Origin of the sequence: Streptomyces longisporoflavus, assembly GCF_014649775.1 — a bacterium.
In the GTDB taxonomy this organism is placed as follows: Bacteria; Actinomycetota; Actinomycetes; order Streptomycetales; family Streptomycetaceae; genus Streptomyces; species Streptomyces longisporoflavus.
This window is the reverse complement of sequence record NZ_BMTR01000015.1, coordinates 146,422-168,380: the sequence shown is the minus strand read 5'-3', so window position 1 is coordinate 168,380 and position 21,959 is coordinate 146,422. Positions and strand designations below refer to the sequence as shown.

The window sequence follows — 21,959 nt, the reverse complement described above, 5'->3', positions numbered from 1 at the left end:
CGGCGCGGCCTGCGGAACTAGGAACCCGAGGGGGCGCCCATCCACTCGGCCTCGTACCCGGCGTACGTGCCGTCGTGTGTCGCCAGGTGCGTGAACTGGTCGACGTACTCCTTGAACTCCTCGTCCCCGCGCGGCAGCGCGTAGGCCTTCTCGGAGAAGGTGAAGGGCTTGTCGGGGTGCAGGGAGCAGAGTTCGGGGTGGATCCTGGCCTGGTAGCGGGTCTCGCTCGCGTCCGTCATCATCACGTCCGCGCGGCCCTCGATGATCTCCCGGAAGATCGTGGTGTTCTCGGGGTGCTGCTTGATCGTGGCCTGTTTGATGTTGGCGCGCGCGAACTCCTCGTTCGTGCCGCCGGGGTTCACGATGACGGTGGTGCCCGGCTTGTCGATGTCCTTGAGCGTGCCCTCGCCGAACTCCTCCTTGTCGGCGCAGCGCACGATCGGCGTCTTGCCGTCCTCGCGGGTCGGTTCGCTGAAGTAGACCTGGCGGGCGCGCGGCAGGGTGACGGAGACGCCGCCGACGGCGATGTCGCAGCGGCCCGCCGCGACGTCCTTGGTCAGGTTCGCCCAGGTCGTGGCCACGTACTCGGGCTTCGCTTCGAGGCTTTCGGCCAGGTCCTCGGCCATCTTGATGTCCACGCCGCTGTACGTCTTGTCCGCGGGGTCGAGGTGCGTGAAGGGACGGTAGTCGCCGGTGGTGCACACCTTCAGGACGCCCGACTTCGGCACGGAGTCCAGGAGGCTGCGGCTGCCGTGGTGGCCGCCCTTGCCGCGCCCGCTGTCGGGTGACGCGGGCGCGGCGGCGGTGACGGCGAGCAGGCAGACCAGGGCTGACAGCGTGGCGGCGCGCTTCATGGGGCTCCTCCGTACGGGGTTTCGCGGCTCGGACGGATCACCCTCGCAGAAGCGTTGTGGCAGGTGAAGCCCCTTCTCACCAGGCGAGCGTGCCCGTCACCCGGCGAGCGTGCCGATCACCCGTCGAGCGTGCCGAGCCGGGTCGCCGTGAGGGCGGGGCCGTCCCCCGCCTCGTACGCGTCGTCGTCGAACGGGTAGAGCGGTCGCTCCACCCGGTGGTGACCGAGCCGCAGGAGGTCCTGGTCGACGCCGCCGGGGGTGAGGGCGAGGAGCCAGTCGGCCGCCATGTGGTAGAGCTCGGGCTCCAGGTAGCCGATCTTGACGACGACCAGGTCGAAGGTGCGCGGGTCGATGCCGAGGCCGCCGTCCGCGGGGCCCGTGAAGTCGGCGAGGGTGTGGAAGGGCTTGCGGCGCTCGACCAGGATCACGGTCACGCCGCCGGTGCGCACGGCCGCCATGTCGACGCCCCGGTCGTACGCGCCGCCTTCCGCCCGGTCCTTCTGGTCGGCGGCGCGCTGCAACGCCACGACGGTGCCGGTGAGTTCGCGGGGGCCGCCGTGGTTCGCGTCGACCTTGCCGCCGACGCTCAGGGTGACCTCGGCGCCCACGCCGGCCTCGAAGCAGCGGGCGACGGCGACGGGGTCGGTGATGCCGGGGTGGACGGCGGTGACCTCGCCGGAGCGGATCGCGTCGTTCTCCAGGAGCTTGCCCAGCATGTACGCCAGGTCGCCGGCGCCGCCGGCCGTGGGGTTGTCGCCGGAGTCGCTGATCAGGAAGGGCCGCTTGTCCGAGGCCACCGCCTTCTCGATGCACTCCTCGGCGTCACCCGTGGGCCCGACGAAGACGAAGTCGCGCCGCGCGTCCCAGTAACGGCGGGCCAGCTTCTCGGCCTCGGCGGCGGCCAGTTCGGCGTCGTCGCCGGTGACGACGATCGCGGCCTTGCAGCGCGGCTCGTCCGCCCAGGCGTAACCGACCCACATCGCGGCGTCGAGGATGCCGGGCAGCTTCTCGATCTCGGCGAGCGAGGCGTAGAGGGACTTGGCGGGCTCAAGTCGGGTGCTGGTCTTCTCGCCGGGCAGGAGCACGGGCACCTGCACCCAGGCGCGGTGCGGCCGGGTTCCTTCGCGCAGGCAGCGCACGAGATTGCGGGCGGCCCGCTCGCGCGTCTCCCAGGCGTCCTCGTGCGGGGCCAGGCGGTGCGCGGTGAGCAGGTCGACGGGCTCGGCGAACCGGCGCGAGACGTTGCCGTGCAGGTCCATGGCGGCCGACATCATCGGGCGGCCGCCGTCGGGAGTGCCCACCGCGTCGAGTGCGGCACGGACCGCTTCGGTGAGATCGGCCTCGGCGTCGGTCAGGCCGATGACGCTCATCGCGCCGTGGATGTCGTACACGAGGCCGTCCAGCGGGCCCGCTTCCCGTATGCGCGTGACCAGTTCGTCCTTGAGGATCAGGTACGACTCCGCCTCCACCGGGCCGCCGGGCAGCGAGGTCGCGTGCAGGAGAGGCACCCACTCGACCTCGCGGGAGAGGTCGGACTCCGGCCGGGTCCAGGTGTAGCGGTCCAGGAGTTCCCGGCCGCGGGTCTGGCGGAAGTCGTCCGCGGTGGAGCGGTGCGGGCAGAACGTGGAGGACTCGATGCCGATGCCGCCGATGCCGATGCGGAGGCGACGCGGGTTCGCCGCGGGGGTGGTCATGCTCGGACGCTCTCTTCCTGGGACGACGGGTCCTGTGGTGCCGGGGAGATGGGGAGGTGCCGGCGCAGGGCGGTGAGACCGGCGCCGAGGAGGCCCGCGTCGCGGCCCGTCACGGTGGTGGTGATCTCCAGGTCCGCGGTGGCCAGGGGCAGGCAGCGCTCGTAGAGGACGCCGCGGACTGCGGCGACGAGCGGTTCGGCGGTGGCGAGGACACCGCCGAGGGCCACGGCCTGCGGGTTGAAGAAGTTCACGACGACGGACAGGACCGTGCCGATGTGCCGTCCCGCGGTGCGGACCAGGGTGGTGGCCTGCGGGTCGCCGTCGGCGACGAGCCGCAGGAGTGCGGTGGTGTCCGCCACCTCGACGCCGTGCAGGGCGAGTTCGCGGATGAGGGCGGCGCCGCTGGCCACGGTCTCCAGGCAGCCGATGTTCCCGCAGCTGCACGGCCGGTCGCCCGCCGCCTCTATGCGTACGTGACTGATGTCGCCCGCGGAGCCGTTGGCGCCGTCGTGCGGGCGGCCGGCCACGATGACGCCGCTCCCGATGCCGCGGCCCGCCTTGACGACGACCATGTGGTCGAGTCCGGGGCGTGCGGTGTGGTGCTCGCCGACGGCCATCATGGTGGCGTCGTTCTCGACGGTGACGGGCATGCCGAGGCGTTCGGCCAGGACGTCCCGCAGCGGGTAGCGGTGCCAGCCGGGCATGCGGGAGGGGCTCAGGACGCGGCCCTCCGCCGGCTGCACCGGGCCGGGGAAGGCGACGCCGAGGGCGCGGACGGTGCGGCCCGCCTCGCGCTGCCGGGCGCCGAGTTCCGTGACCTGGCCGCAGAGCCAGTCGACGGCGGACTCGGGCCCCGCGGTGATGTCGTGGGGCAGGTCGACGGCGTCAAGGACCGTGCCGCCGAGGTCGACGACGCCGATGCGCGCGTGATGGCTGCCGAGGTCGGCGGCGAGGGCGACGCCGCCCTGTGCGCGGACGCTGAGCAGCCGGGGGCGGCGGCCGCCGCGGGAGGCTCCCTCGCCGGATTCGGTGAGTACGCCCGCGCTGACGAGTTCCTGCACGCGCAGCGACACGGTGGAAGGGGCGAGCCCCAGTTCCCGTACGAGATCGGCCCGGGACGAGGCGGCGCCCGACGAGACCAGTTGCAGGATGTGCTGCGCCGACCCCGGTTCGTCGTGCGGTGTTCCGGTCATGTCGCCCCCAGTTGCCGTGTCGCCCCGGTTGGTTCGATCAGTTCATTCGACATCGAGAGGAACACTAAGCGTCATCGAACCAAGTTGGCCAGGGCCTCTGACTTTAGGACTTCTTGCCGAACGAAGCTCTTGACTTGATTTTGCCGCCAGATCTAGCGTTCAGGCGCCGCCCGTCGATCTCCGGCACGGTCCGGCTCTCGCATCCCTGGAGGCCCTTCGCCATGCGCCCAAGGCGATCACGTCCCCGCGCGCGGCGCCGCGCTCCGATAGCCGCCGCGGCATCCGCCGTCGCGCTCGCCCTCACGGCGCTGACCGGCTGCACGCAGGAGGGCGGTCGCGTCGACATGGGCCCCACCGGCGGCACTCCGGTCGAGGGCGGTACCGCCACGATGGCGCTGCCGCCCGCCGCGACACCGAACTGGATCTTCCCGATCGGCGCCCCCGGCTACGGAGCCTCGTACAACTACGGCATCCAGTCGCTGCTCTTCATGCCGGTGTACGACGCCGTGCAGGACAAGGGCGAGCTGACCACGCACGGCCCGAGCACGCTCGGCTCGCGGCCGGAGTTCAGCGACGGCAACAAGACCGTGACGGTGCCGCTGCGCGAGGGCGTGACGTGGTCGGACGGGAAGCCGGTGACCGCGCGCGACATCGAGTTCTGGTTCAACCTCGTCAAGGCGAACAAAGCGAGTTGGGGCAATTACTCGGTCGGCACGATGCCCGACAACGTCAAGCGCTTCGAAACCGTCGACGACCACACCGTGCGCCTGCACCTGAGCCGCGCGTACAACCCCGACTGGTTCACCGCCAACCAGCTCACCCTGATGCGTGCCCTGCCGCAGCACGCCTGGGACGCCAAGACGGACGGCGGCGAGGTCGGCGACTGGGACCGCACGAAGGACGGCGCCAAGAGCGTCTTCGCACGGCTCACGCGGCACGCCAAGAGCCTCGGTTCGTACGGCTCCGACCCGCTCTGGAAGACGGTCAACGGGCCGTGGAAGCTGGCGGGCTGGCGCGACAGCGGCCAGGTCACCATTGTGCCGAACGAGAAGTACACCGGGCCGAAGTCGCAGCGCCCGCACCTCGACAAGGTCGTCTTCAAGCCCTTCACCACGGCCGACTCGGAGTACAACGTCCTTCGTTCGGGAGGCGTCGACTACGGCTACATCCCGCCGTCGGTGATGGCGCAGAAGGACAAGTTCCGGGACAAGGGCTACCGCGTCGACCCGTGGGAGGGCTGGGCGGCGACGTACATCGTCTACAACTTCAACTCCACGCACGCGGGCCCGATGACGGACCAGCTCTACATCAGGCAGGCGATGCAGCACCTCGTCGACCAGAAGGCGATGAGCGACGTCGTCTGGCAGGGCAGCGCGACGCCGACGCTGGGCCCGGTGCCGGTCACGCCGAAGAGTCAGTACCTCTCCGACGCGATGGAGAAGAACCGGTACCCCTTCGACGTGCAGAAGGCGCGGCGCCTCCTCACCGCGCACGGCTGGCGGACCGAGGACGGCACGGCACGCTGCGTGCGCCCCGGAACGGGACCGGACGAGTGCGGCAAGGGCATCGCGAAGAACGCCCCGCTCGAACTCACCCTGCTCTCGCAGTCGGGCTCCACCGAGACGACGAACATGATGCAGGAGCTCAAGTCCTCGCTCTCCAAGGCCGGGATCGACCTCACCGTGCGCCAGCAACCGCTGAACTCGGTGCTCGGCAACTCCGTGCCCTGCAAGGCGAAGGACCCCGGCTGCGACTGGGACATGTCGTTCTTCGGGACGGCCGGAAGCTGGTATTACCCCCTCAACCCCAGCGGTGAGCAGCTCTTCTCCACCGGCGCTTCGGCCAACTTCGGCAACTACAGCGACAAGAAGGCCGACCGCATCATTCGCGCGGTGCAGTACTCGCCCGACATGAAGGCCGTGCACGAGTACGGCGAATACCTCGCCGAGCAGCTCCCCGTGATGTGGATGCCCAACCCCGCCTACCAGGTGTCGGTGATCCGCAACGACTTGCGGGGCGTCAACCAGAACCCGACCGTCACCTTCGCGCCGCAGGACTGGTACTACGTCAAGAAGAAGGGAGCCGACAAGTGACCGGCTTTCTGGTCAAGCGCTTCCTTCAGGCGCTCGTCGTGCTGTTCCTGGTCTCGGTCATCGTCTTCACGCTGCTCCACCTGCTGCCCGGCGGCCCGGCGCGCGCCATCCTCGGCCCCAAGGGCACCCCGCAGCAGATAGAGCACTTCAACCACCAGCAGGGGTACGACCGTTCGCTGCCGGAGCAGTACCTGATGTATCTGAAGCGACTGTTCACCGGCGACCTCGGCGAGTCCTTCAAGCTCAACTCTCCGGTGTTCGACCTGCTCAAGCAGCGGCTGCCGAAGACCCTGCTCCTGACGGTGCTCTCCACCGCGCTCGCGGTGATCATCGCCGTACCGCTCGGCCTGCTCCAGGCGGTGCGGCGCGGGAAGGCCTCGGACTACGCCCTGACGGGGCTCGCCTTCCTCCTCTACGCGACGCCGGTGTTCTTCCTCGGCCTCATCATGATCATCCTGTTCGCGCAGGTGCTGCCGATCCTCCCGGCCGAGGCGCCGCAGGGCGAGAGCGTCGGTGAACTGCTCGGCGACTTCACGGGGTTGGTGCTCCCGGTCGTCACCATGGCCTTCGGTATCGTGGCGATGTTCAGCCGCTACATGCGCTCGGCGGTCCTGGACAACCTCACCGAGGAATACGTCCGCACCGCGATGGCCAAGGGCCAGTCGAGCCGCCGGATCATGGTCCGGCACGTCCTGCGCAACGCGCTGATCCCGCTCGCGACGCTGCTCGGCCTCTATCTGCCGACGCTCTTCAGCGGCGCGCTCGTCGTCGAGTCGATGTTCAACTACCCCGGCATGGGGCTGCTGTTCTGGAACGCCGCGCAGGGCTCCGACTTCCCTGTCCTGCTCGGCGTGACCCTCGTCGTCGGTGTCGCCACCGTCGTCGGCTCGCTGCTCACCGACATCCTGTACGCCGTCCTCGACCCCCGGATACGGAGCGTGGCATGAGTACCGCGACCGCAGACGTCACCCCCGGGGCCGCTCCGGGGAACGAGGCGGCGGCGCAGGCCACGCCTTCCCTGGCCCGCCGCACGCTCCGGGTCTTCACCGGCAACAAGCTCGCCCTGACGGGCGTGGTGGTTCTGCTCCTGCTCCTGGCCTTCAGCTACCTCGGGCCGCTGCTCCACCCGACGGAACAGGTGCACACCGACCTGTCGCAGGCCAACCTCGCGCCGGGCGGCTCCGGCCATCTCCTCGGCACCACCGATCTCGGCTACGACATGGTCGGGCGGCTGATGGTCGCCGGGCAGACGTCGCTTGAGATCGGCCTCGCGGCAGGCCTCCTCGCGACGCTCTTCGGGACGGTGTACGGCGCGGTGGCGGGGTACTTCGGCGGCTGGGTGGACGCCGCCATGATGCGGATCACGGACGCGGCGCTCGCGATCCCCGCGATGTTCCTGCTCGTCGTGGTCGCCGCGATCATCACGCCGAGCAAGGGCGTCCTCATCGTCATCATCGCCTCGGTCGCCTGGCTCTCCCCCGCACGCCTGGTGCGCGGCGAGGCACTCTCTCTGCGCGACCGCGAGTACGTACAGGCGATGCGGATGATGGGCGGCGGCGGTGCGCGGGCCGTGTTCAAGCACATCGTGCCGAACGCGATCGGCACGGTCATCGTCAACTGCACCTTCCAGATCGCCGACGCCATCCTCTACGTCAGCTATCTCGCCTTCCTCGGCCTGAGCATTCCGCCGCCCTCGGCCGACTGGGGCTCGATGCTCTCGGCCGGCATCACCTACACGCAGAACGGCTACTGGTGGCTGATCTTCCCGCCGGGCATCGCGATCGTCCTGGTCGTCGCCGCGTTCAACTTCATCGGTGACGGCCTGCGGGACGCGTTCGAAGTCCGGCTGCGGAAGTAAGGGAGAAGCGAAGAGATGACCGAGCCACTGCTCAGGATCGAAGACCTGCGCGTCGACATCGCCTCGCGCGAACGCACCGTCCACGCCCTCGACGGGATCTCCCTCGAACTCGCCCCGGGTGAGGCCCTGGGCATCGTGGGCGAGTCGGGCTGCGGCAAGACGATGACCGCGCTCAGCGTCCTCGGCCTGCTTCCGCCCGGCGGCGCCGTCACCGGCGGACGCGTCATGTTCGACGGCCGCGACCTGGCCGCCGCCCCGGCCCCCGTCCTCCAGGACGTACGGGGCAACTCCATCGGCATGGTCTTCCAGGATCCGCTGACCTCGCTGAACCCGACGATGACGGTCGGCGCGCAGGTCGCGGAGCCGCTCGTCCTGCACCGCCCGGAGCTGAGCCGGAAAGAGGCCTGGACGCGGGCCGAGGAGATGCTGCGCCTGGTCGGCATGCCGCAGCCCGCCGAGCGCATGAAGGCCTACCCGCACCAGTTGTCGGGCGGCATGCGCCAGCGCGTGGCGATCGCCATGGCCCTGGTCTGCGAGCCCAAACTGCTCATCGCCGACGAGCCGACCACCGCCCTCGACGTGACGACACAGCACCAGATCCTGGAGCTGATCGACGGTCTGCGCGAGCGGCTCGGCATGGCGATGATCCTGGTCACGCACGACCTGGGCGTCATCGCCAACCGGGTGGACCGGGTGGCGGTGATGTACGCGGGCAAGGTCGCCGAAGAGTCCGACGTGCGCGGCCTGTTCGCCAGGCCCCGGCACCGCTACACCGAAGCCCTGTTCGCCTCGCTCCCCGAGCGGGCCGCGGACAGCGGCTCCGCGCTCCACACGATCCCGGGCCTGCCGCCGAACCTGGCGGCGCGCCCGACGGGCTGCCGGTTCGCACCGCGCTGCACCTTCGCCACCGACGAATGCCGTACGCGCGAGCCTCGGCTCGCGGACGACGACGTGCGCGGCGGCGAGCACCGGTTCGCCTGCTTCCATCCGGTGCCGGACGACGCCTCGGAGGCGGAGGTGGTCGTCCCGCCGGCCGTGCCCGCGCCGCGCGCACCCGGAGACGTACTCGTCGCACTCGACTCGCTGGTCAAGGAGTTCCCCCTCAAGGGCGGCGCCTTCTCGCGCCGCCGGGGCACGGTGAGCGCCGTGGGCGGGGTCTCCTTGGAGATCCGCAGGGGCGAGACGTTCGGCATGGTCGGCGAGTCCGGGTGCGGCAAGACCACGCTCGGCCGGATCGTGGCGGGCCTGGAGGAGCCGACGGCCGGGGTCGTGCGCTTCGAGGGGCACGACCCGGCGCGGATGTCGCGGGCGGAGCGGCGCGCGCACCGGCGGCGCGTACAGCTGATGTTCCAGGACTCCACGGCTGCCATGGACCCCCGGATGCGCGTGGGCGAGATCCTGCGGGAGCCCCTCGTGATCCAGGGCGTCGGCAGCCGCGCCGACCAGGAGAAGCTGATCGCGGAGCTGCTCGACGCGGTCGGCCTGCCGCGCGGCGCCGTGCGGCGCTACCCGCACGAGTTCTCCGGCGGCCAGCGTCAACGCCTGGGGCTGGCAAGGGCATTGACGCTCTCCCCCGATCTGGTGGTCGCCGACGAACCGGTCTCCGCGCTCGACGTCTCCGTGCAGGCGCAGATCCTGAACCTGATGCGGGAGCTGCAACGGGAGCGCGGGCTGACGTATCTGTTCATCTCGCACGATCTGGCGGTGGTGCGCCACCTCGCGGACACGGTCGGCGTGATGTACCTGGGCAAGCTCGTCGAGTCGGGCCCGGCCGAGCAGGTGTACGCGCAGCCGCTGCACCCCTACACGCGGGGACTGCTCGACACGGTCAACCTGCCGGACCCGCGGGCGGCCGAGGGCCTGGACCGCACTCCCCTGGAGGGCGAGACACCGTCGGCGGCCAAGCCCCCGTCGGGCTGTCGTTTCCGTACCCGGTGCCCCATGGCGCAAGAGGTCTGCGCCACCACGGAGCCGCCGGTGTCCACGCCGAACAGTGCGGGACACCAGGTCGCGTGTCACTTCCCGCTGTCCGCGCCTCGGCTAGCGTCGGCAGTGTGAAAGCCGACCGTGTGAAACTCGCGGATGCCCTGACCCGCCGCCCGCTCGTGCTCGACGGCGGCCTCTCCAACCAGCTCGAGGCCGCCGGGCACGACCTGAGCGACGCCCTGTGGTCGGCGAGGCTGCTCGCCGACGAACCGGAAGCCGTCACGGCGGCGCACCGCGCGTACTACGGAGCGGGCGCGGACATCGCCATCACGGCGAGCTACCAGGCCACGTTCGAGGGCTTCGCGAGGCACGGCATCGACGCCGTGAGCACCGCCGAACTGCTGCGACTGAGCGTGGAGTCGGCGCGCGAGGCGGGAGCGGACGCGGGCCGCGACGTGTGGGTGGCCGCGTCCGCGGGACCGTACGGGGCGATGCTCGCGGACGGCTCGGAGTACCGGGGCCGGTACGGCCTGACGGTCGCCGAGCTCGAACGCTTCCACCGCCCGCGCCTGGAGGTCCTCGCCGACGCGGAGCCGGACGTGTTCGCCCTGGAGACGGTCCCGGACACGGACGAGGCGCGGGCGCTGCTGCGGGCGGTGCGCGGCCTTCAGATCCCCGCCTGGCTCTCGTACACGGTCTCCGGCGGCTACACCCGGGCGGGCCAGCCCCTGGCGGAGGCCTTCGCCCTGGCCGCCGACGCCGACGAGGTCATCGCGGTCGGCGTCAACTGCTGCGACCCCGCGGACGCGGACGCGGCGGTGCGCCTCGCCGCGCGGATCACGGGCAAACCGGTGGTGGTCTACCCCAACAGCGGCGAGAGCTGGGACGCGGCGGCCAGGACGTGGCGCGGGCCGCGGCGCTTCGTCGCGGGCCGGGTCTCGGGCTGGCGTGACGCGGGGGCGCGGCTGATCGGGGGGTGCTGCCGGGTGGGTCCGGAGACGATCGCGCGGGTGGCCGCGGAGCTGTCCGCGCCCGACCGGCCCGAGTGAGCTGCCGGGGCCCGCGCAACATCCGCCACACCTGCTGCGACCTGCGAGGACGCGCTTCCCGAGGGTGACTGTCAGTGCCGGGGTGCAGACTGAGCCGTACCTGAGACAACGACGTCCCGAAGGTGGCCCTCATGGCTGAGATCATCCTGACCGTAGGCACCCGCAAAGGCCTCTTCATCGGGCGCAGGCCCAGTGGCTCGAGCACCTGGCAGTTCGACGACACTCCGTACTTCAACGCCCAGGCGATCTACTCGGTGGCCATCGACACCCGCGGGGACACGCCACGTCTCCTGGCGGGCGGCGACAGTTCCCATTACGGCCCGTCCGTCTTTCACTCGGACGACCTCGGCAAGACCTGGACGGAACCGGCCAAGGCCGCCGTCAAGTTCCCCAAGGACACCGACGCCTCCCTGGAGCGTGTCTGGCAACTGCACCCCGCCGCCGCCGAACCGGACGTCGTGTACGCGGGCACGGAACCGGCGGCGTTGTACAAATCGCTCGACCGCGGCGAGACGTTCGAACTCGTGCGCCCGCTCTGGGAGCACCCCACGCGCGACCGGTGGGTGCCCGGCGGTGGCGGCGAGGGCCTGCACACCGTGCTGACCGACGCCCGCGACCCCGACTCGGTGACCGTCGCCGTCTCCACCGCCGGAGTCTTCCGCACCCGGGACGGCGGCAAGAGCTGGGCCCCGTCGAACAGCGGCGTCTCCGCGGTCTTCCTGCCGGACCCGAACCCGGAGTTCGGGCAGTGCGTGCACAAGGTCGCGCGCGACGCCGTGGACCCGGACCGCCTGTATCTGCAGAACCACTGGGGCGTGTACCGAAGCGACGACGCGGGCGCGCACTGGACGGACATCGGCGAGGGCCTGCCCTCCGACTTCGGCTTCTCGGTCGTCGCCCACCCGCACCGCGCGGACACGGCCTATGTCTTCCCGATCAACGCCGACGCGGACCGCGTCCCCGCCGACCACCGCTGCCGTGTCTACCGCACGCGCGACGCCGGCGAGAACTGGGAGCCGCTCAGCGCGGGCCTCCCGACGGGGGATCACTACGGCACCGTGCTGCGCGACGCGATGTGCAGCGACGACCAGGACCCGGCGGGCATCTACTTCGGCAATCGCAACGGCGAGGTGTACGCATCGGCGGACGACGGCGACAGCTGGCAGGAGTTGGCGTCCCACCTGCCCGACGTACTGTGCGTCAGGTCGGCGGCCATCGGTTGATCGGCGCCCCGGTTACGGCAGTAGGGTGACGCCGTGGCATCACGACCCTTGCATGAAATCGTCGAGGCGGGCTGGGCGAAGGCCCTCGAACCCGTCGCCGGGAAGATCACCGAGATGGGCGCCTTCCTGCGCGCGGAGATCGCCGCGGGACGCACCTATCTCCCGTCCGGGCCGAACGTCCTGCGCGCGTTCCAGCAGCCCTTCGACGAAGTGCGGGTGCTCATCGTCGGCCAGGATCCCTACCCGACCCCGGGGCACGCGGTGGGGCTGTCGTTCTCGGTCGCGCCCGAGGTGCGCCCGCTGCCCGGCAGCCTCATCAACATCTACCGCGAGCTCGGCTCCGACCTGGGCATCGCGCAGCCGTCCAACGGCGACCTCACGCCCTGGACCCGGCAGGGCGTCCTGCTGCTCAACAAGGCGCTCACCACGGCCCCGGGGCGCCCGGCGGCGCACCGGGGCAAGGGCTGGGAAGAGGTCACCGAACAGGCCATCAGGGCGCTCGCCGCACGCGGGCGCCCGCTGGTCTCCATCCTGTGGGGGCGCGACGCCCGCAATCTGCGGCCGCTGCTCGGCCCGCTGCCGTCCGTCGAGTCGTCGCACCCCTCGCCCATGTCGGCGGACCGCGGCTTCTTCGGCTCGCGGCCCTTCAGCCGCGCCAACGACCTCCTCGTCCAGCAGGGCGGGCAGCCGGTGGACTGGCGGCTTCCGTGACGGACGCCGTGTGTGTCCTCGGGGTCGACTCGGGCGGCTCGGGGATACGGGTCGCCATGGACCGGCTCGACGGCCTCGCCCGCCCCGCCCCGGTGAGCTCGAAGGAGCCGGTGCGCACCGGAGCGCTCGGCATGGACGCCGAGCACTTCATGGAGCAGCTCGAGCCGCTGGCGCGGGAGTTGCTCGACCAGGCCGGCGGCGGGCGGATCACCGCCGTGGCCATCGGGGCCGCGGGCATGGCCACCCTCGGCGACGACCTGCGCGCGGAGCTGCCCGCCGCGCTGCGGAAGGCTCTGGGGGTACGGCGTCTGGTGCTCGCCGCGGACGCCGTCACCGCCTATGCGGGCGCGCTCGGCGACCGTCCCGGCGCGGTCGTCGCCGCGGGCACCGGCATGATCGCGATCGGCACGGACCTGTCCGCCTGGCACCGCGCCGACGGCTGGGGGCATCTGCTCGGCGACTGCGGCGGCGGCGCGTGGATCGGCCGCGCGGGCCTCGAAGCGGCGATGCGGGCGTTCGACGGGCGGCGGGGCGGTTCCAAGGCGCTGCTCGCCCGCGCCGAGGAACTGTTCGGCCCCGTGCAAGGTCTGCCCGGCCGGCTCTATCCCCGTACGGACCGGCCCGCGATGCTCGCCTCGTTCGCGCCCGAAGTGGCACGCCGCGCCCCCGACGACCCCGTGGCCGGCGCGATCCTGCGCGACGCCGCCCGGCACATCGCCGATGCCGCGGCCGCCGTCTGCCCGGCGGCCGACCGGGTGGGCCGGGGCGATCGCCCCGAAGTCGCGCTGACGGGCGGCCTGTTCAAGATGGGCGACGCGCTGCTCGGTCCGGTGGAGGCGGAGCTGGCGGACCGCCTGCGGCACGTACGGCTCGTTGCCGCGGCAGGGGACCCGTTGGACGGTGCCGTGCGCATGGCGGCGGATGTCGCCGCGGGCCGGCTGCGGCTGCCGCTCGACCCGCGCATGCTGAGCGTGCACACGCAGGACGACAGTTGACCACTCCGTAATGCGACAGTTGCCCTCTACGTAACTCATAAGACAAAAGTGGACTTATACCGCCCGCCTGTACCCTCCCCGAACAGTGAAGCCCCGAAGACCAGTAGCATGCGGGGCCATGAGCTCCCCCACCGGGCCCGCATCAGGCCTGCCCGTACGAATGCCGCGACCCCGCCAGCCCGGTCGGCACCGCCGCCCGGAGCCCGTGGCGGCTCCCGAGAACGCGCCCGCGCTCGTTCTCGCCGTACCGGGCGTACCCAGCACCGCCACGCGCAGCCTCGCCGAAGAGGTCGTGAGCATCGCCCGCTCCGAGCTGCCCGGCCTCGACGCACGCATCGGGTACCTCGACGGGACCGAGGACGCCACGACCACCTCGTTCCCTGAGTTCCCCTCGCTGCAGTCCGTGCTCGCGCACGCCGCCGCCGAGCGCACCGCGCGCTTCGAGCAGGCGCGCGCCGCGGGCGCGGAGGTCGCCGAGCCCGACGGGCCCGTCGCCGTCGTGGTGCCGCTCCTCGCGGGCCCCGACAACGCGCTGATGCGGCGTGTGCGGCAGGCCGTGATGGACAGCCGCGCGCCCGCCGAGCTGACGGACGTGCTCGGCCCGCACCCGCTCCTCGCCGAGGCGCTGCACGTGCGCCTCTCGGAGGCCGGCCTCGCCCGCGCGGACCGCGCCCGGCTGTTCACCGTGGCCACCGCGGCGGACGGCATCGTCCTCGCCACGGTCGGCGGCGAGGAGGCCGTGCAGGCCGCCGGGATCACCGGCATGCTGCTCGCCGCCCGCCTCGCGGTCCCGGTGATGGCCGCCGCTCTCGACCAGGAGGGCGCCATCGCGAACATGGCCGAGGAACTGCGCGGCTCCGGCTCCACGCAGTTGGCGCTCGCTCCCTACCTCATCGGTCCCGAGATCGACGCGGGCCTGCTCGACACGGCGGCCAAGGAGGCCGGCTGCTCGGTCGCCGAGTCGCTCGGCGCCTACCCGGCGATCGGCAAGCTCGCCCTCTCCAAGTACACGACGGCGCTCGGGATCGCCCCGCAGCAGCCGTCGGGCGCGCCGGTCCACTGACCGCACCGCGCCGGCAGACCTGATGCCGTTACGCCGATGGGCCCGCCCCCTGATGCAGGGGGCGGGCCCATCGGCGTACGCGGGCGCGGTGGCTCAGTCGAAGATCACGCAGGAGGCGGCCGGCGCCTCGATCGAGCCCGCGCGCCGCGGAATGCCCGTCTCCGGATCCACCGCGAACCAGGTCACGTCGCCCGACCGCTCGTTGGCCGCGTACAGGAACCGCCCCGACGGGTCGATGGCCAGGTCACGCGGCCAGTGACCGCCGCACGGCACGGTGGCGGCGAGCCGCGGCCGGTCCCCCGCCGCGTCCAGGGCGAGCACCGAGATGACGTCCTGGCCGCGGGTCGCGGTCCACAGGAAGCGGCCGTCGGGCGCGACGACGAGCTCGGAGGGGTAAGCCTCGCCGTCCCCCTCCGCGGGCCCCGGCAGGACGGCCGCCTCGCCGAGCGGCTTGAGGGCTCCCTCCGCGGCGTCCCAGGCACAGATCGTGAGGGTGGGGGCGAGTTCGTTCAGGACGTACGCGCGATCGCCGCGCGGGTGGAACGCGAGGTGCCGCGGTCCCGAGCCGGGCCGCAGCGCGACCTCGCGGTGCAGGGCCGGCTCGCCCGCCTCGGTGAGCGCGCAGACGCGCACGGAGTCGGTGCCGAGGTCGACGCTCACCGCCCAGCGGCCGCTCGGGTCGGGCAGCACCTGGTGGGCGTGCGGCCCCTGCTGGCGCTGCGGGTGGGGCCCCGCGCCGGTGTGCGCCAGGACGCCGGAGGGGGTGCGGGCCAGGCTGCCGTCGGGGCGCACGGGCACGGCGGTGACGCTGCCGGAGCCGTAGTTGGCGGTCAGGACGTGTCCGGCGTGCACGGCGAGATGCGTGGGCGCCGCCCCGCCGACCGCGACCGGCGGCCCGGCCTGCTCCAGCTTGTCGCCGTCGACGCGATAGGCGGCGACGGCACCGTCCGCTGTCTCGCTGACGGCGTAGAGCGTGTCGCCCGCGGCCGACAGGGCGAGGTAGGAGGGGTCGGCGACCGTGTCGGTGGCGCCCAGGACGGTCAGCGCGCCGCTGTCCGCGTCGACGGCGGCGGACAGGATCCCCGCCCCGCCGGCCGCGGTGAAGGACCCGATGTACGCCCGTTGACTCCCGCCCTGCCTGCCCGCCACTGCGTTCCCCTCTCGACTCTCGACCGAGCACCGTGTCCAGGGGGCGCTCGTGCGGCAGACGGTAGCAGGCGGTCTAGACCAACGCGCTCCAGACCGACGCGCCAGACGGGAATCCGCACCAGGGCGTCACCGCTCTCGCCGCGCGCCCCTCCGACGGGCTGATCCACCCTGTATGTGCCGGGTGCACACACCTCGGACGGGGTCGGATGTCCGTGCCGCGACCACAGTGCTCGGGTCAGGTCAGAAAGAGATCAGGGAGAGGTCAGGTTGCCGCGGCCGCGGGCCGCGCGGCGTCCTTGATGGCGGGCAGTGCGAGGGCGCCGGCCAGTTCCGTCAGTTCCGCTTCGGTCGGGCGGACGGGCCCTTCGGCACCGTCCTGGGCGAAGGCCCGGATGCGCGGGGTACGGATTCCGGTCTTGTCCGCGATCGCCTGTGGCGTCAGATGACGGCGGCGCATGGTCTGTTGGAGTAGCTGAGACAGGTCGTCCATTGACCTCTCCTGCCCGGGCAACGCGTTCTCATGCCGTACGTATCGAGCCCGGGCAGGGGTCGTACGGCGGCGCGGGTCCTTCAACGGGGCAGGAGGGCCCTAATGGTCTTGCCGTTCGGCTCCCTGGTCACGGTGACCTCCTTGGCCATCTGACGGACCATGGGCCAGCCGAAACCGCCGGTGCCGCCCGCCAAGTCGGGCGCCCGTTCCCGCGGAGGCCGTGGATCGGCGTCGCCGACCAGCACCTCGATGCCGTCCTGCTGTGCTCGCAGACGCAGCGAGCACGAGCTCCCGCGTGCGTGCCGTATGACGTTGGTGACGAGTTCGGAGACCGCGAGTTCCACGCTCGCGGCGTCCTGCGAATTCACGGCGGGCCGGAGCCTGCCGACGAAGGCGCGGGCGAAATCCCGCGCGTGGGCGACGGCTTCAGGGGTCTTGTCGAAGACCGCCCGGTCCGCCGGTACGGTGTCCAGTCGCATCCCGTGCGTCCTCATGAGCCCTCCTCGTATGGGATGGCCGCTGTCCGAATAGGGGGTGGCCGCTGTCCGAGATGCACACTTGCCCGGCAATACGGAACCTGTAACCCTCGGACGCCTGCCGGATCTTGTTGCGCCATGGGGGGCATGAAGCATCCGGGGCTGGGTACGTGCGCCTCACCGGCCGGTCGGGGACGACGGGCGGCCGGCGAATCGGGAGGGAAATCATGACTGTGGTCACCGGGACATCGACGGACACCGGCATCGCGGCACTGCCGGAGATCGTCTCGCCCCAGGGGGTCGAGCCGAAGGACGCCCGTGACCTGTCGAAGCTGTTCTTCTCCAGGCTCGCCACGCTGGAGGAGGGCACCGCGGAGTACCAGTACGCCCGCAACACCCTCGTCGAGATGAACATGTCGCTCGTGCGGTACGCCGCCGGCCGGTTCCGCCACCGCGGTGACGACATGGAGGACATCGTCCAGGTCGGCACGATCGGCCTGATCAAGGCCATCAACCGATTCGAGCTCTCCCGCGAGGTCCAGTTCGCCACGTTCGCCGTGCCGTACATCGTCGGTGAGATCAAGCGGTTCTTCCGCGACACCTCGTGGGCCGTCCATGTTCCGCGCCGCCTCCAGGAGGCCCGCGTCGAGCTTGCCAAGGCCACCGACGAGCTGAGCACCCGCCTGGGCCGCGCCCCGAAGGTCGCCGAACTCGCCGAGTTGATGAACCTCACCGAGGAGGAGGTCATCGAGGCCCGCCAGGCCGCCAACGGCTACAACACCACGTCCCTGGACGCGGCCGTCCACGGCGACCGCGACGACAGCCAGGCGGCCATCGCCGACTTCATCGGCGAGGAGGACCCCGCCATGGAGCTCGTGGAGGACTTCCACGCCCTCGCCCCGCTGCTCGCCCAGCTCAGCGAGCGCGACCGGGAGATCCTGCGGCTGCGGTTCGTCGACGAACTCACCCAGTCGCAGATCGGCGAGCGTCTCGGCGTCTCCCAGATGCACGTCTCGCGGCTCCTGACCCGCACCCTCTCCCGCCTGCGCGCGGGAATGCTCACCACCCGCTGACACGCGCCGCCGAGGGACGGCGGGGCACAGCGGGTCCCGGCCGCCCGCGGGGGCGGCCGGCATCAGTGCCCCCGCAGATAGGCAGACAGTCCGAACCAGAAGGCGAAGCACCCGCGATGGCCGACGACGCTTACCTCTTCCTTCTCCCCGACCGGCACCCCCGTCTGGGCGCGGCGCTGGCCTCCGTGGGCGCCCTGGAGTGCGCGGAGAGCCCCGCCGTCCACGGCTGGCTGCAGGCTCACGACGTCTCGGCCTCGTCCGAGCTGGTCCGGGTGCTGCCCGCCGACGCGGAGGCGTTCATCCCCGAGGATGCCGAGCGCCTGCCCATTCCGTTGAGCGAGGAAGAGGCGCTGCGGGTCCAGCGGGAGTGCGCGCCCCAGTCCGTCACGGACATGGAGGGCGAGCTGCTGGAGTTCCGGCAGACGACCGCGGACTGGGAGGCCTTGGTGCACCGGGCGCTGGCCGCGGGCATTCCCGCGCCGCGCATCGCCCGGCTGACCGGCCTCGACCCGCAGGCCATCGGCCGTCTGACCGCCTGACCGCCTGACCGTGTGACCCGCGGCCGCGCCCGGCACGTCGGCCGCTAACGCGTGGCGTTGGGCCGCTTCGTGAAGCGGTGCCACCAGTGCCGCCGCCGGGGATGCACCGCGCGGCCCAGCCTGCGGCCGACCAGGAGGTAGCCGAGGACGGCGCCCGTGGTGTTGAGCAGGACGTCGTCGACGTCGAAGGCCCGTCCGGTGACGAGCATCCCCTGGGCCAGTTCGACGAGGAGCATCACCAGGGCCGTGACGACGATGACGCGCACGAGCCCGCGGGCGCGGGGCACGAGCACCGGAAGCAGCATGCCGAAGGGCAGTCCCAGGACGATGTTGCCGCCGAGCTGTTTGACGGTGTCGCGGAACGCGGGTTGCGCGAGATAGTCACGGATCGAATCGCCGGGGCGCAGATTGCTGTGCGTCAGGGACTCCGAGGCGGCCGAGGGCTCCAGCGTCAGGCGGGCGAGGAGGACGGCGAAGACCACCGTCCCCGCGAAAGCCAGCAGCATGGCCATCGCACGCGCCCAGCCGGAGAGCGGCGGCGCACCGGGAGCGTTCCGGCTCCCTGATTCCTTCACGGTCTTGCCCTGTGGAACCGTCCGTGCCATCACGACCTCCGGTCAAAGGGTTGCGGTGAGCTGCGAGCGGGATGGTGCGCCGATCGTCATGTGGGGTCCGTACGGCCGAACAGACCGGCGTGACCCGGCGGGAGCTGGGTGAGGATGCGGCGCAGCAGGGCGTCGTCGGCGACCTCGGCGACCGTGGCGAGCACCGCCGTGACCGCACGGCGGGCCCCTGCCGCGTCGACGTCGACACGGGCGCCCACCTCCGCGATGAAGGCCTTGGGCGTCAGGGGTTCGCTGGCCGGTGCGCCCTCGGAGAGCAGCGGGCCGCACTGCCGGGGCAGCAGCCGGGCAAGATCCGTGCGGTCGTCCCCCACCAGATGCGCGCCCAGGACCTCGAGGACGCTCTGTACCGCCCCGGCGGCCTCCTGGCGCCGTACGTAGCCTCCGCGTTCGCGGACGCGGTCAAGCAGCACTTCCACGGGTTCGTTCACGGGCTCGTTCACGGCCGCTGCCTCCTTCGGGCGTGTCGGTGTGGTGGGCGCGGGACGGCTGCAGGACGGAGTCGGCCACGTCGAGCAGCGAGTGGCCGTCGCCGGCGCTCACTTCCTGCAGCCACGCCAGCCCCTCGGCGACGGCGCAGTCCTGGCGGGCGGCGACATGTTCGGCCGCCCGGTGGATGCGCTCCCAGCGCGCGGCGCGAGTGCTTGTGGTCCACACCGGGCGCCGGCATCCGCTGCCCGCGTGCACGGGCCGCCAGCGCATCAGGGCGTCCAGGGCGAGTGCCGCGGCGCGCTGGGCGTGGGTGATGTGGGTGGGGGTCACGTCGGTGTGCTCGGTGTAGTAGAGGCACAGCACGCCGACGGGTGTGTGACGGGCGTGCAGCGGGAGCGCCAGGACCCGCCGGGTGCCGGGCAGTTCCTCGGTCAGGGGCGGTCCGGTGCGGCACGGGTAGTCGCGCAGGTCGGGCACGAACACGGGCTGCATCCCCAGTGCCGCGCTGACCGAGGGGCCGTCGGCGCGGGTGAACTGGGCGGCCTCGGCCTGCAGGGCGTGTTCGTCGGTGGCGTGCAGGAGCTGCCAGTGTTCGAGCCGGGGCAGCCAGGACAGGGCTGCCCGCTGGGCGCCCAGGGATTGGGTGAAGGCGGTACAGAGCCGGTTGGGCAGCGCGTGTCGCCCGACGGCTGCCGCGACCGACACGTCATGCACGATCGACGGTGATTCCTCCGGCATGGTCAGCATCCCTCTCGGCCGCGCGCCTCATGGTCCGGCAGCACCCTCCGGCGGAGGCGCACGGCTCGGCCCGGCGCCCGAAGGAGCGGAAGTCCGTCTACCACGCGATGGGCCACCTCATGTCTCGCCGTTCGGTCCCATCGATCGGCGTGACCCGTCCGGTTTCGGCCGGCGGCGGGGATCGTGCCTGCTCAGGCCCCGATCAGCGGCGTACGGGTGGGGGTGCGCAGCGGCTCGGCGAGTTCGACGAGTGCCTTCTCCAGGCCGTGCAGATGGGCGAGCACGGGCTCGGCGGCGGCCGGTTGCGGCACGGTGACGGCATCGGCGGCCGGTCCGCGCCCCGGCTCGGGCGAGGTGAGCGCCTCCACGGCGGCCTCCACGCGCCAGCAGGCGGCGGCGAGCCGGTCGTCGTGCGAGGCCTCGGGGTCCGCGGCGATCGAGGCGAGCCCGCGTACCTCGCGGGCGCAGGCGTCGAGCAGGGCGAGCACCTGTCGGGCGCGTTCCTTGCGGGCCCGCAGCGGGCTGAACGGATGTACCAGCGGAGCCAGCGAGATCCGTACCTTGCCGAGCAGTTGCTCCAGTTCGGCGACGCGCGGCGCGGGATCGGCGCTGCGGGAACCGGCGAGCCGGGCCGCGGCCTCGGCGGTGCACACGTGGACACACCGCAGGGCGCGCTCGATCCAGGCGTTGGTCGTGGCGTGGGTGGTGACGGGCAGCACGAGGAGCACGGCGAGTACGGCACCGAGCGCGCCCACGCCGGTCTCCGCGACCCGCAGGGCGAGCAGCCCGGGGTCGAGCACCCCGAGGAGGCCGTAGAGCACGCCGGCCATCACGGTGACCGCCAGCATCATCCAGGTGTACGAGACCGCGGCCGTGTAGAAGATGCCGAAGACGCTGACGGCGACGATGATCGCCGAGGGCACGGGCGCGCCGTGCAGCGGGATCGCGAGGACGAAGCCGGCGACGATGCCGATGACCGTGCCGAGCACCCGCCGGAAGCTCCGCACCAGGGTCTCCCCGCTCGACGCGGTGTTCACGAACACCCACCAGGTGGCGCCCACGGCCCAGTACCACCGCTGGTCGGAGAGCACCTGTCCGGCCGCGAGCGCGAAGGCGCCGCCCAGCGTCGCCTGGACCGCCTGGCGCGTGGTCGTCCTCGCCAGGCCCCTGCCGCCCGGCGGTGCGGGCACGGCCGGGGGCGGCAGGCGGCGCTCGTAGCACCAGAGGCCGAACCGCACGGCCGACGAGGCGCACAGCGACAGCAGGATGGCGGCGAACAGCTCGGGCAGCTGGCCCGGCCCCGTGTGCAGGAACTGCGTCGCGAAGAACATCATGAAGGCGAAGACCCCGAGCGAGTGCCCGCGCGGCCCCCACCGGCGCGCGTACACGCCGACGCCCATCACGGCGAGGAATGCGGCGTCCCGCGCCACGGGCACGTCGTGCAGTGCCGCGGCGAGGGCGAGCACGGGGAACCCGACGGCGGGCAGCAGGGCCGTGGTGACGGCCTGCCCCCTGACCGTCGCGTCGCCCACGGTGAAGAGAGCGAGCAGCGCCGCGAGCCCACCGGTGATCGCCGCGGCGAGCGAGTGCCCGGCCAGACCGCACACGGTCACCGCGAGGGTGATGCCGATGACGGCCCGGGTGGCGAAACGCAACCGCGTCCGCCCCGGGTCCGGCGCCGTGAACACGCTCTTCAGCACAGCTTCCCCGCCCCTTTCGCGTCCAGTTCCGTCGAACTGACCGCCAGAAATTCGAACTGCCTCCATGAAAAAGGCGCCGC

At 72.0% G+C, this 21,959-nt stretch carries 21 protein-coding genes; 11 read left to right on the top strand and 10 right to left on the bottom strand.

The window, feature by feature from the left end:
* Positions 1 to 17: 17 nt before the first annotated feature.
* The 3 genes from IE226_RS28675 to IE226_RS28665 all read right to left on the bottom strand — a co-directional run bounded on the left by IE226_RS28675 (position 18) and on the right by IE226_RS28665 (position 3,741).
* Positions 18 to 854 (bottom strand): transporter substrate-binding domain-containing protein, encoded by an 837-nt coding sequence (locus IE226_RS28675; protein WP_190084307.1) that lies wholly within the window; start codon positions 852 to 854, stop codon positions 18 to 20.
* 116 nt (positions 855 to 970) lie between these two features.
* A complete protein-coding gene (locus tag IE226_RS28670) occupies positions 971 to 2,548 on the bottom strand; it encodes a M81 family metallopeptidase (RefSeq protein ID WP_190084306.1) in 1,578 nt (525 codons plus the stop codon).
* Positions 2,545 to 3,741, bottom strand: coding sequence for an ROK family transcriptional regulator (locus tag IE226_RS28665; protein ID WP_190084305.1), 1,197 nt, complete (start codon positions 3,739 to 3,741; stop codon positions 2,545 to 2,547). The genes IE226_RS28670 and IE226_RS28665 overlap by 4 nt, the downstream gene beginning before the upstream one ends.
* 221 nt (positions 3,742 to 3,962) lie before the next feature.
* Between IE226_RS28665 and IE226_RS28660 the strand changes: the two genes are divergently transcribed.
* The 9 genes from IE226_RS28660 to IE226_RS28620 all read left to right on the top strand — a co-directional run bounded on the left by IE226_RS28660 (position 3,963) and on the right by IE226_RS28620 (position 14,659).
* On the top strand, positions 3,963 to 5,834 hold the full coding sequence (locus IE226_RS28660) for a peptide ABC transporter substrate-binding protein (protein WP_190084304.1): 1,872 nt from the start codon (positions 3,963 to 3,965) through the stop codon (positions 5,832 to 5,834).
* Complete coding sequence (locus IE226_RS28655) at positions 5,831 to 6,781, top strand: ABC transporter permease (protein ID WP_190084303.1); 951 nt, start codon at positions 5,831 to 5,833, stop codon at positions 6,779 to 6,781. Before IE226_RS28660 ends, IE226_RS28655 begins: the two co-directional genes overlap by 4 nt.
* Positions 6,778 to 7,692, top strand: a complete 915-nt coding sequence (locus tag IE226_RS28650; protein WP_190084302.1) for an ABC transporter permease — start codon at positions 6,778 to 6,780, stop codon at positions 7,690 to 7,692. The genes IE226_RS28655 and IE226_RS28650 overlap by 4 nt, the downstream gene beginning before the upstream one ends.
* Before the next feature lie 15 nt (positions 7,693 to 7,707).
* On the top strand, positions 7,708 to 9,750 hold the full coding sequence (locus IE226_RS28645) for an ABC transporter ATP-binding protein (protein WP_190084301.1): 2,043 nt from the start codon (positions 7,708 to 7,710) through the stop codon (positions 9,748 to 9,750).
* Positions 9,747 to 10,667 (top strand): homocysteine S-methyltransferase, encoded by a 921-nt coding sequence (gene mmuM, locus IE226_RS28640; RefSeq protein WP_229871589.1) that lies wholly within the window; start codon positions 9,747 to 9,749, stop codon positions 10,665 to 10,667. Before IE226_RS28645 ends, mmuM begins: the two co-directional genes overlap by 4 nt.
* Before the next feature lie 131 nt (positions 10,668 to 10,798).
* Positions 10,799 to 11,890, top strand: a complete 1,092-nt coding sequence (locus IE226_RS28635) for a WD40/YVTN/BNR-like repeat-containing protein (RefSeq protein ID WP_190084300.1) — start codon at positions 10,799 to 10,801, stop codon at positions 11,888 to 11,890.
* A 33-nt stretch (positions 11,891 to 11,923) separates the two neighbouring features.
* On the top strand, positions 11,924 to 12,601 hold the full coding sequence (locus IE226_RS28630; protein ID WP_190084299.1) for a uracil-DNA glycosylase: 678 nt from the start codon (positions 11,924 to 11,926) through the stop codon (positions 12,599 to 12,601).
* Complete coding sequence (locus tag IE226_RS28625; RefSeq protein ID WP_190084298.1) at positions 12,598 to 13,596, top strand: N-acetylglucosamine kinase; 999 nt, start codon at positions 12,598 to 12,600, stop codon at positions 13,594 to 13,596. Before IE226_RS28630 ends, IE226_RS28625 begins: the two co-directional genes overlap by 4 nt.
* 118 nt (positions 13,597 to 13,714) lie before the next feature.
* Positions 13,715 to 14,659, top strand: coding sequence for a sirohydrochlorin chelatase (locus tag IE226_RS28620; RefSeq protein ID WP_190084297.1), 945 nt, complete (start codon positions 13,715 to 13,717; stop codon positions 14,657 to 14,659).
* Positions 14,660 to 14,752: 93 nt separating this feature from the next.
* Here IE226_RS28620 and IE226_RS28615 read toward each other — a convergent pair whose 3' ends face one another.
* From IE226_RS28615 to IE226_RS28605, 3 genes are all read right to left on the bottom strand, one after another.
* Positions 14,753 to 15,808 carry a lactonase family protein gene (locus IE226_RS28615; RefSeq protein WP_190084296.1) on the bottom strand — a complete coding sequence of 352 codons (1,056 nt, stop codon included), beginning with the start codon at positions 15,806 to 15,808 and terminating at the stop codon, positions 14,753 to 14,755.
* 262 nt (positions 15,809 to 16,070) lie between these two features.
* The gene (locus IE226_RS28610; protein ID WP_190084295.1) at positions 16,071 to 16,298 is read right to left on the bottom strand and encodes an XRE family transcriptional regulator; all 228 of its coding nucleotides are present in this window, start codon (positions 16,296 to 16,298) and stop codon (positions 16,071 to 16,073) included.
* Between the two features lie 80 nt (positions 16,299 to 16,378).
* Complete coding sequence (locus tag IE226_RS28605; RefSeq protein WP_190084294.1) at positions 16,379 to 16,792, bottom strand: ATP-binding protein; 414 nt, start codon at positions 16,790 to 16,792, stop codon at positions 16,379 to 16,381.
* Positions 16,793 to 17,001: 209 nt separating this feature from the next.
* Between IE226_RS28605 and IE226_RS28600 the strand changes: the two genes are divergently transcribed.
* Together IE226_RS28600 and IE226_RS28595 are read left to right on the top strand one after the other, a co-directional pair.
* The gene (locus IE226_RS28600) at positions 17,002 to 17,847 is read left to right on the top strand and encodes an RNA polymerase sigma factor SigF (RefSeq protein ID WP_190084293.1); all 846 of its coding nucleotides are present in this window, start codon (positions 17,002 to 17,004) and stop codon (positions 17,845 to 17,847) included.
* A 116-nt stretch (positions 17,848 to 17,963) separates the two neighbouring features.
* Positions 17,964 to 18,386, top strand: a complete 423-nt coding sequence (locus IE226_RS28595; protein WP_190084292.1) for a DUF6003 family protein — start codon at positions 17,964 to 17,966, stop codon at positions 18,384 to 18,386.
* Positions 18,387 to 18,430: 44 nt separating this feature from the next.
* On the opposite strand, the gene IE226_RS28590 is transcribed toward IE226_RS28595, so the two are convergent.
* From IE226_RS28590 to IE226_RS28575, 4 genes are all read right to left on the bottom strand, one after another.
* The gene (locus IE226_RS28590; protein WP_229871588.1) at positions 18,431 to 18,991 is read right to left on the bottom strand and encodes a VanZ family protein; all 561 of its coding nucleotides are present in this window, start codon (positions 18,989 to 18,991) and stop codon (positions 18,431 to 18,433) included.
* A 56-nt stretch (positions 18,992 to 19,047) separates the two neighbouring features.
* Positions 19,048 to 19,452 (bottom strand): DUF2267 domain-containing protein, encoded by a 405-nt coding sequence (locus tag IE226_RS28585; protein ID WP_190084291.1) that lies wholly within the window; start codon positions 19,450 to 19,452, stop codon positions 19,048 to 19,050.
* The gene (locus tag IE226_RS28580; protein ID WP_190084290.1) at positions 19,412 to 20,179 is read right to left on the bottom strand and encodes a GAF domain-containing protein; all 768 of its coding nucleotides are present in this window, start codon (positions 20,177 to 20,179) and stop codon (positions 19,412 to 19,414) included. The genes IE226_RS28585 and IE226_RS28580 overlap by 41 nt, the downstream gene beginning before the upstream one ends.
* Positions 20,180 to 20,370: 191 nt before the next feature.
* Positions 20,371 to 21,879 carry an FUSC family protein gene (locus IE226_RS28575; RefSeq protein ID WP_190084289.1) on the bottom strand — a complete coding sequence of 503 codons (1,509 nt, stop codon included), beginning with the start codon at positions 21,877 to 21,879 and terminating at the stop codon, positions 20,371 to 20,373.
* Between the last annotated feature and the right edge of the window lie 80 nt (positions 21,880 to 21,959).